General features: G+C 72.6%; 1 protein-coding gene and 1 pseudogene. One reads left to right on the top strand and one right to left on the bottom strand.

Annotated features, from left to right (window positions below; genetic code table 11):
* Positions 1 to 289: pseudogene (locus IE249_RS37715) on the top strand (cyclase family protein); the annotation flags it as partial.
* Between the two features lie 366 nt (positions 290 to 655).
* On the opposite strand, the gene IE249_RS18520 reads toward IE249_RS37715, so the two are convergent.
* Entirely contained in the window at positions 656 to 1,159 is a 504-nt protein-coding gene (locus IE249_RS18520; RefSeq protein WP_189705938.1) for an ATP-binding protein, read from the bottom strand.
* Between the last annotated feature and the right edge of the window lie 502 nt (positions 1,160 to 1,661).

Raw genomic sequence — 1,661 nt, 5'->3', positions numbered from 1 at the left:
GGGCCTTTCGGTGCGTACGCCGGAGTGGTTCCACGCGCGGGACGTGGCCGCGGTCGCCAACGACACGCTCACCTTCGAGGTGTTCCCGCCGGAGATCGAGGGGCTGTGGCTCGCCGTGCACGCCCTGGACCTGGTGGAGATGGGCATGCCGCAGGGGCAGAACTGGAATCTCGAGGAGTTGTCCACAGCCTGTGGACAAGAGGGGCGCTACGCCTTCCTGCTGTCCGCCACCCCCGAGCCCTTCGTGGGCGCCACGGGCGCACCGGTCGCCCCGGTGGCCGTCCTGTGAGCCGGCTTCGCCGATGCGGACCGCGCGGGCCCCGCGCACCGGTTGGCGGTGCGCCGTAGCCCGCCCCGAGCACGGCACCGCGCACCGCCATCCGGCCCCGGCGCACCGGCCCCTCCCCCTCGGCCCCCCAAGGGGCCGGCCGACGCCGACCGCGCGATCCGCACTCGCCGAGGGCTTCCGGCAGCCGGGCCCTCGCCGTCCCCTCACGACGAATCGCTGCCCACAAGGGTGATCAAACGGACACGGCCCGTCAACAGCCGTACGGCGATTTACCCTTAATGCCCGGATCACAATGGGCGCGCACGGAAGCACGTCCGGCGCACAGACTTGCGGCCGGATCAAAAAGAGGGGGCACCCGAGGCGGCCTCACACCGCCTCGTACGCCAACCCCTCGCAGACGACGGGTCCCTCGCGGACGACGGGCGCCTGACTGCCGCAAGCCGTGGGCGCCGAGGCCTCACCGGGCGGCACGCACCGGTCGAGCTCGCACCAGATGCGCTTGCCCGCGCCGTCGGCGTTCCACCCCCAGCGGTCGGCGAGGCCGTCCACGAGGGCGAGACCGCGGCCGCCGGTGGCGTCGTCACCCGCGCAGCGCGGCACGGGGGCGCGGGTGCTGGCGTCGGCCACCTCCAGGCGCACGGTGGCCGCCTCGGCCGGCACCCCGGGCAGCGACAGCCTCAGCACGGCCGGACAGCCGGTGTGCACCACGGCGTTGGTGACCAGTTCGGAGACGAGCAGGATCACCGTCTCGGCCAGCGGCTCGTCGGCCTGTATCCCCGACCCGGCGAGCCGCGAGCGAGCCCACCTCCGGGCCCGCCCCACCTCCGCGGGGTCGGGCCGGACCTCCAGCTGAACTTGAAGCACCTGCACCGCTCACACCATCCGAACCGGCGGACACATAGCCCCGCGCCGCGCGAGGGCCACGATCGTAGCCATTTTCTGCATGGCCAGAACAACGGCCAGAGTAAGCGTCACGGAACGTGACTTCCTTGCCAGACAGCATGGTTGACGTACCGTCACCGCTACAAGCGCTTCGGGCATATTCCCGCGTGAAGGAGTACCCGTACGGCATACTGTGCGACGCTCGCCGCGGGGAGTCGAACAGGCGGGCAGAACAGGCCGCCCGGCCCCGCGAACAGCGGCGCGCACCGCGGGATCCGGAGCCGCGCCAGGGGCGGCACCGGGGCGGCTCGTGCTCGGAACCACTCGCATTGCACACAAGGTACCGGAGCGGGACGGCGACTCCGGGACGTGACGGGACCGTTCACCGCCGACGCGCACCGGACACTCTGCGTGACAGCCCTCGCGCCACGATCGATGACATTCCCGGCGGGCCCGGCCGGCGGCTCCAGCGCACGACCGGCTCACCCGG

It is taken from the genome of Streptomyces anandii JCM 4720, from assembly GCF_014650655.1.
GTDB classification, from domain to species: Bacteria; Actinomycetota; Actinomycetes; order Streptomycetales; family Streptomycetaceae; genus Streptomyces; species Streptomyces anandii.
This window is presented reverse-complemented; position numbering and strand designations above follow the sequence as displayed.